Origin of the sequence: Promicromonospora sp. NPDC057488, from assembly GCF_042802395.1 — a bacterium.
Taxonomy (GTDB): Bacteria; Actinomycetota; Actinomycetes; order Actinomycetales; family Cellulomonadaceae; genus Promicromonospora.
This window is the reverse complement of the sequence record NZ_JBHVEG010000248.1, coordinates 1-7,269: the sequence shown is the minus strand read 5'-3', so window position 1 is coordinate 7,269 and position 7,269 is coordinate 1. Positions and strand designations below refer to the sequence as shown.

The following is a 7,269-nucleotide window of genomic DNA, read 5'->3' as shown; positions in this document are numbered from 1 at the left end:
CCCCGAGGGGGTGCGCTGCCGGCCCGCGCCCGACGTCGGGCCCGTCACTGGTCCGTACCCTTCACCACCTTGCCGGTACGGACGCTGACCATGGTGGGGTTCTCCGCGGGCACCATGCCGAGGCTGCGGGCCTTGTCAGGCAGGTCCGTCTCGGCGGCGCTCAGGTTCTCCTCCAGCACCTGCACGTCCTGGGCGGTCTGCGCGACGTCGCCCTGCAGCTGCGACATCTCGTAGGAGCCCCGGGCGAGCGTGGTGTTCAGCACGAGGACCGCCACGAGCGAGCCGATCATCAGGGTGGCGCACAGGACGAAGAACGGCACGCGACTCTTCGCGTGCAGGGGCGCGCGGACCACGTCGAGGCGGCGGCCGCGCTGCGCGGCGCCTCCCGAGATCGCGGTCAGCGGGGCCCTGCGGGTGCGGGGCAGCTCGGCCGGACGGACTGCGCGGGCCGTCGCGGCGTTGGTAGCACTCATCGGCGGTCCTCCTTCGCTGTGTGGTGCGTGCTGGTGCGGTTCAGCAGGTGCTCGGGCGTCGGGCGGAGGCGGCGGGCGGCACGCAGCCGGACCGAGGCCGAGCGCGGGTTGCGCTCCAGCTCGGCGGCGTCCGCCTCCTCCGCGCCCCGGGTGAGCGCCTCGAGATAGGGCCGGTGGGTCTCGGGCTCGACGGGCAGCCCCGGCGGGGCCGACGACGTCGTGCCCTGCGCGATGGCGCGCTTGACGATCCGGTCCTCGAGCGACTGGTACGACTCCACGACGATGCGGCCGTCCACGGCGAGCGCCTCGATCGCGGCGGGCACGGCACGCTCGAGCACCTCGAGCTCGCCGTTCACCTCGATGCGCAGCGCCTGGAAGGTGCGCTTGCCCGGGTGGCCGCCGGTCTTGCGGGTCGCGGCGGGGATGACGGCGCGCAGCAGGTCGACGAGCTCGCCGCTACGGTCCCACTCCCGCTCGGCCCGGCGCCGGACGATCGCCCGCGCGATCTTGCCCGCGAACCGCTCCTCGCCGTACTCGCGCAGGATCCGCGCGAGGTCGCGCTCGTCGTACGTGTTGAGCACGTCGGCCGCGGTCAGCTCCTGGGTGGAGTCCATGCGCATGTCGAGCGGCGCGTCCTGCGCGTAGGCGAAGCCGCGGTCGGTCTCGTCGAGCTGCAGCGAGGACACCCCGAGGTCCATGAGCACGCCCTGGACGGCGCCGCCGGCGTGCTCGTCGACCACCTCGGTGATCTCGTCGTACACCGCGTGCACCGGCGTGAAGCGGTCGCCGAACCGGGCCAGCCGGGCACCGGCGAGCGCCAGGGCCTGCGGGTCGCGGTCGATGCCGATCACGCGGGCGGCCGGGAGCTGCTCCAGGACCGCCTCGGTGTGGCCGCCCATGCCGAGCGTGCAGTCCACCAGGACGGAGCCGGGCTCGGCGAGCGCCGGGGCGAGCAGGTCCACGCAACGCTGGAGCAGCACCGGGAGGTGGCGATCGGCGGCGTCGCTGCCGGCGCCGGGGCGGTTGTCGGTCGCGTTCATCGGTGTCTCCCTCCTGCGTGGTGCTGGTCCTGCGTGGTGCTCGTCATGCGTGCTGCCTCGTGCTCGTGCGGGTACTTCCGGGCGGGCCGCCCGGTCAGGTCTCCCTCCGCACGGTTCCGGCGGCGGGGAAGTGCGCCGGATCCTGCGGGAGGAGGCCTGACCGTGCGGCCGGTCAGCCCACCTGTACTAGAAGCTCAGCCCGGGGAAGATCTCCTCGGCCTGATCGATGTAGTCGGGTTCGGTCTGCTCCTGATATGTGGCCCAGGCCTGCGCGTCCCACACCTCCACGCGGGTACCGACCCCGATCACGACCACCTCTCGGTCGAGACCGGCGTACTCGCGCAGGTGCGTCGGGATGGAGACCCGGCCCTGCTTGTCCGGGACCTCGTCGCTCGCTCCCGCCAGGAAGTTTCGCGTGTAGTCCCGTGCTGCCTTGCTCGTCACCGGCGCCTGCCGGATCTGGGTGTAGATCTGCTGGAACTCGTCCATCGGGAGGAGGAAGAGGCACCGCTCCTGCCCCTTGGTCATGACCAGACCACCGGACAGGCGCCCCCGGAACTTGGCGGGAAGGATCAGGCGCCCCTTCTCGTCGAGCTTCGGGGTGTACGTGCCGAGGAGCAGACCCAGACCTGCGAAACCTTCTGCCATCGCAGTCATGGGCCGACACCTCCTTCCGCTCCCGCATACTCCACGCTACTCCACTTTCCACCACCACACTCGGAAAAACGATGGGGAGAACTGCCCAGTGACCCTCAATGCGCAGGTCAAAGAGGTAAAGAGCGGGTGGAGTAAATTCATGTCCGGCGTGGCGTGGAATGTCGGATCAGGTCGTGCGGGGCCGCATCCCGCCAGGCGTGCGCGACCTGGCCGGACGTCGTTTCACCGGGGCGAAAGAAGCTCGCGGATCTGTGAAGACCGCGTGATGCACTCAACAGAGTGCTTTACATCTCTACTAGGCTGGACCAGCCGGGCGGGCGTTCTCGCCCCGGCTTCCGAACAGCGCGTACCCGCGCGAGAAACCGGCCTGACTCCCGGCCCGATGGAGGTCCCCCCAGTGCACACGGAACCCACCGCCTCCGGCCTCTCGGATCCTCGTTACGGCGGCGCGGCCGCCGCACCGCCGGCGCCAGGACCCGGCGCGCTCGACGAGCTCGTGGAGACCATGGCGCGGGTCCGGGGGGCCGTGGAGTCCGTCGTGACCGGCCGGCCCGGCCTGGCCGACATCACGCTCGCCGTCCTGCTGGCCGAGGGCCACCTGCTCGTCGAGGACGTGCCCGGCGTCGGCAAGACCACGCTCGCCAAGGCGGTCGCGCGCAGCATCGACTGCCACGTGGGCCGCATCCAGTTCACGCCCGACCTGCTGCCGAGCGACCTCACCGGCGTCAACATCTTCCGCACCGGCAGCCACGAGTTCGAGTTCCGCCCGGGCCCGGTGTTCAGCAACATCGTCATCGGCGACGAGATCAACCGCGCCTCGCCCAAGACCCAGTCCGCGCTGCTGGAGTGCATGGAGGAGGGCCAGACGACCGTCGACGGCACCACCCACCAGCTCCCCCGGCCGTTCCTCGTGGTCGCCACCCAGAACCCGGTGGAGATGGAGGGCACCTACCCGCTGCCCGAGGCGCAGCGCGACCGGTTCATGGCCCGCATCACCGTGGGCTACCCCGACATCGACGCCGAGATGCTCATGCTCGACCGGCAGGAGGCCACCACGCCGCTGGCCCACCTGCAGGCCGTGACCGACGGGCACACGCTCCTGCGGTTCTCCGCGCTCGTGCGCTCGCTGTACGCCTCTTCCTCCGTCAAGCGCTACGTGGTGGGCCTCGTCGGCGCCACGCGCGAGCACCCCGGCCTGCGGCTGGGCGCCTCGCCGCGCGCCTCGCTCCAGCTCCTGCGGGCCGCCAAGGCCATCGCCGCCATGGCGGGGCGCGACCACGTGCTGCCCGACGACATCCAGCGGCTCGCCCGGCCCGTCCTGGCGCACCGCCTCATCCTCACCACCGAGTCCCGGCTCGGCGGCGTGACACCGGAGACGCTCGTCGACGAGATCGTGCAGCGCACCCCGGTGCCGGCGCTCGAGCCCGCCGACCGGCGTCAGTTCTGAGCGGCCAGGGCGGCAAGCGCATGAAGTGGCGTGACACGCTCGCCCGGATCAGCCGGGTCCGGCTCACCCCCCGCGGCATCGGGGCTGCCTGCGTGGGCGGCGTCCTGATCCCGCTCGGGCTGGTGCTCACCCTGCCCGACCTGGTCGGGCTCGGCGCGGCGGCCCTCATCGCCGTGGCCGTGGCCTGGCTGGTCATCGGCACCCAGCGGCTCGAGTCAGGACGCGGCGCGCTGCACGTGACGCGTGCCGTGGCGCCCAACCCCGTGGTGCGCGACCGGACGGCGGACGTGAGCCTCCTGGTCGCCGCGCACCAGGCCTCCGGCGCCGCGTACGAGCGGCTCTCCCGCCTGCGCCTGTCCGAGCAGGCGGCGCACGAGCTCGCCGGGCACCAGGGCATCCGCGCCCGGGTGTCCGCGCGGGCCGACCGGATCACCGTGCACTACTCGCTCACCCCGATGCGCCGCGGGCGCTGGTCGCTGGGTCCGCTGCTGACCACCCGGACCGACGTGTTCGGCCTGGTCCGCGCCACCCAGCCGCTCGGCAGCCCCACGCAGGTGCCCGTGTGGCCCCGCACCGTCGAGCTCGCCGTCCGCACGCGCGCGGTGGGCGACGTCGACCGCTCCGCCACGGGCGCACGCCTGCAGTCGACCGACGACTCCGTGCTGCGCGAGTACGTCGCGGGCGACGACCCGCGCCGCGTCCACTGGGCGAGCGCGGCCCGCCGCGGCCAGCTCATGGTCCGCGCCGACGAGAGCGCCGGCGTGCGCCCCGTGACCGTGCTCCTCGACCGCTCGCTGCTGCCGCACTGGCAGGAGTCCGGGAGCATGCGCCGCCCCGCGGCGGTGGACGACGGCGAGTGGGCGGTCGAGCTCGCGGCGTCGATCGCCACCTCGTTCCTCGACGCCGGCCACCCGGCGCGCCTCGTGACCACGAGCGTGGCCCCCAGCCTGGAGAGCGAGCGGTTCGCGACCACCCGGGCCAGCCGGTCCGCGCTGCTGGACGCCTGCGTCGACATCCGCGGACACCGCGGCAACGCCGAGGGGCAGCACGCCATCAGCACCACCGCGCGGGCCCTGCGGCTCGCCCGGGTGCCCGGCGAGATCGTGGTGACGGTGCTGGGCCCGCAGGGTCCCGACGCGCGCCACGACCTGGCCGCCCTCGCCGCCGAGGGCACCTGCTGGGCCCTCCTGGTCGCGCCGCACGGCGCCGGCTTCCAGCACGAGCTGGACCAGACGGCGGCCGAGCTGCGCGGCTCGAGCTGGCACGTCAGCACGTGCGAGGCGCGCACCGACCCGGAGCGCGCCTGGGCCCTGCTCGCGGAGCGTGCGCCGTGATCCCCGCACACCGCGGCCCGCTGGTCCGCACCGTCGCCTCCGGCGTGCTCGTCGCGATCGCCGTGATCGCCTCCATGCACGCCCTCACGCTCGTCATCGACCCCGGCCCCTGGCTCACCGCCGGCACCACGGGTGTCCTCCTGGTCTCGACCACCAGCTGCGTGGTGCGGTACCTGCTGCTGCGCACCGCCGTGGACCGGGCCGCCGCCCGCCGGGCGGCGGGCCAGGGGTCGAGTGCCGACCGGGCCGCCGACCGCGCCGCGGGCAGCGCGTCCTTCGTCGCCACGGCGGCCGGCCTCGTGGTCGCCGTCTGGTTCGTCCTGGCCCGCTACGGCGGGCCCGGCCAGCGGTTCGAGCCGTTCGTGGGCCCGGACTCCGTGGAGCAGGTCCTCGAACGGTTCCGCCAGGCCACCGAGCTGATGAACACGCAGGTGGCCCCGGTGGACCCGGGGCCGGCCATCAGCATGGTCGCCGTGGGTGGCACGCTGCTGGTGCTGCTCGTGGTGGACTCGCTCGCCGGTGCGCGCATGCCGGGCTTCGCCGGGGTGCCGCTGCTCCTCCTGTGGACGCCGCCGCTCACCCTGATCGGCGACGTGCAGTGGCCCGTCTTCGTCATCAGCGTCACCGCGATGCTCCTGCTGCTCACGGTCGACCCGGTGGGAGTGACCCCCGGGCGGCGCGGCGACTCCGAGTCCGCGGCGGTGCGCCGCGCGCAGCGGTTCCGCTCCGGCATCACGGCGCTGACGTCCGTCGCGGTCGCCGCCACCTCGCTCGGCGTCGCGACCGGCATGGCCGCGCTGCCGGCGCTGGCCGGCACGTGGAACCAGCTCATCTCCACGCCGTCCGACACGGTCGAGCTGTCCTCCGAGCTCGACATGCGCCAGCCGCTGAGCGCCCGCTCGGGCAACACCGTGCTGACCTACACGATGGCCGACGGCGAGCCGACCGGCCCCCTGCGCGTCATGACGCTGACGGCGTTCGACGGCGTGCAGACCAACCGGAACGTGCCCACCGGCGGCCTCGCGGAGTTCGACGCGTCGACCGTCCTCGCGCCGCCCGGCGAGGGGGCCACGGGCCAGGGCCGCCAGATGGACGTGCAGATCGGGCAGCTCGACGGCTCGGAGCTGCCGCTACCGCTCGAGCCCCGGCGGGTCGACGTGGGCGGCGACTGGGCCTACGACTCGCTCCGGGACGAGGTGCGCGGCGGCGAGGGCACCCAGCAGGGCGCCCCGTACACGGTCGAGATCGTCGACCGCGGGCTCACCCCGGAGCTGCTCCGGGCCGTGCCGGCCGGGGGCGACCCCCGGTCGGCCGGCTACACGGAGGTGCCGGACACCGAGCACCGGGACGACATCGCCGACTACGCCCAGCGGGTCGCCGGCGACGCACCGACCCGGTTCGACGCCGTGGTCGCGCTGCAGAACCATCTGCGCTCCGGCGCCGGGTTCGTGTACAACCCGGACGCCGACTACCGGGGCTCGTCCGACACCGTCTGGGACTTCCTGCAGAACAAGGAGGGCTACTGCACGCAGTACGCCCTGTCCATGATGGTCATGGCCCGCAGCCTCGACATCCCGGCCCGGATCGGCGTCGGCTGGCTGCCCGGCCGCCCCGACGGCACCGGCGGCTACCGGGTCACCGGCCAGGACTCGCACGCCTGGCCCGAGATCTACTTCCCGTCCGTGGGCTGGGTCCGCTTCGAGCCGACGCCGCAGGTCCAGACCGGCCCGCTGCCCGCGTACGCGAACCCGACCACCGGCAACGCGCCCAGCGCCTCCCCCACGCCCTCGCGGGCGCCCGAGGTGCCCACGCAGCAGCCGTCGCAGCGGCCGGACGAGTCCGAGGCGGCCGCCACCCAGAGCGCGTCCGGCAACCAGGTGTCCGACCAGACCCTGCCCGGCTGGGCCTGGGTGGTCGCGGTCATCGTCGCCCTCGGTGTGCTCGGCGGGGCGGCCTGGCTGCTCCTGCGGCGGCGCGCGGAGGTCGAGGAGCTCGACCCGGAGCGGGCGTGGGCGCGGGTGCTGGCCCTGCTCGCCGAGCAGCAGGTGCGCCTCGGGCCGTCGGTCACGCTCCGCCGCGCGCCGGCCGTGATCGCGGACGAGATCCGCACCCGCACGGGCGCACCCCTGCCCGACGACGTCGCCGAGCGGCTCACCGCCCTGGCCGACGCCGCCGAGGACGAGCGCTACGCCCGCTCCTCGACGCCGCCGTCCGCCGAGGAGCTCGAGGAGCTCACGACGTCGGTCACCGCGGAGCTGACGGAAGCCCTCGCCCGCAAGCCCTGACCCGGGTGACAAGACAGGAGCCGGGCCCCGAGG

At 74.0% G+C, this 7,269-nt stretch carries 6 protein-coding genes; 3 read left to right on the top strand and 3 right to left on the bottom strand.

The window, feature by feature from the left end; translation table 11 throughout:
- Nucleotides 1-44 precede the first annotated feature (44 nt).
- The 3 genes from ACFU5G_RS28165 to mraZ all read right to left on the bottom strand — a co-directional run bounded on the left by ACFU5G_RS28165 (nucleotide 45) and on the right by mraZ (nucleotide 2,170).
- Nucleotides 45-473, bottom strand: coding sequence for a hypothetical protein (locus ACFU5G_RS28165; RefSeq protein WP_377252116.1), 429 nt, complete (start codon nucleotides 471-473; stop codon nucleotides 45-47).
- The gene (rsmH, locus tag ACFU5G_RS28160; RefSeq protein ID WP_377252113.1) at nucleotides 470-1,513 is read right to left on the bottom strand and encodes a 16S rRNA (cytosine(1402)-N(4))-methyltransferase RsmH; all 1,044 of its coding nucleotides are present in this window, start codon (nucleotides 1,511-1,513) and stop codon (nucleotides 470-472) included. The genes ACFU5G_RS28165 and rsmH overlap by 4 nt, the downstream gene beginning before the upstream one ends.
- A 186-nt stretch (nucleotides 1,514-1,699) precedes the next feature.
- Nucleotides 1,700-2,170, bottom strand: coding sequence for a division/cell wall cluster transcriptional repressor MraZ (gene mraZ / locus ACFU5G_RS28155; RefSeq protein WP_020016697.1), 471 nt, complete (start codon nucleotides 2,168-2,170; stop codon nucleotides 1,700-1,702).
- A gap of 397 nt (nucleotides 2,171-2,567) precedes the next feature.
- Here mraZ and ACFU5G_RS28150 point away from each other — a divergent pair, with 397 nt between their 5' ends.
- From ACFU5G_RS28150 to ACFU5G_RS28140, 3 genes are read left to right on the top strand one after another with little or no spacing between them, the layout of a single operon-like run.
- Nucleotides 2,568-3,617, top strand: coding sequence for an AAA family ATPase (locus ACFU5G_RS28150; RefSeq protein ID WP_377252111.1), 1,050 nt, complete (start codon nucleotides 2,568-2,570; stop codon nucleotides 3,615-3,617).
- A 20-nt stretch (nucleotides 3,618-3,637) separates the two neighbouring features.
- Nucleotides 3,638-4,951 (top strand): DUF58 domain-containing protein, encoded by a 1,314-nt coding sequence (locus ACFU5G_RS28145; protein WP_377252109.1) that lies wholly within the window; start codon nucleotides 3,638-3,640, stop codon nucleotides 4,949-4,951.
- Nucleotides 4,948-7,236 carry a transglutaminase domain-containing protein gene (locus ACFU5G_RS28140; protein ID WP_377252107.1) on the top strand — a complete coding sequence of 763 codons (2,289 nt, stop codon included), beginning with the start codon at nucleotides 4,948-4,950 and terminating at the stop codon, nucleotides 7,234-7,236. The genes ACFU5G_RS28145 and ACFU5G_RS28140 overlap by 4 nt, the downstream gene beginning before the upstream one ends.
- The last annotated feature ends 33 nt before the right edge of the window (nucleotides 7,237-7,269 follow it).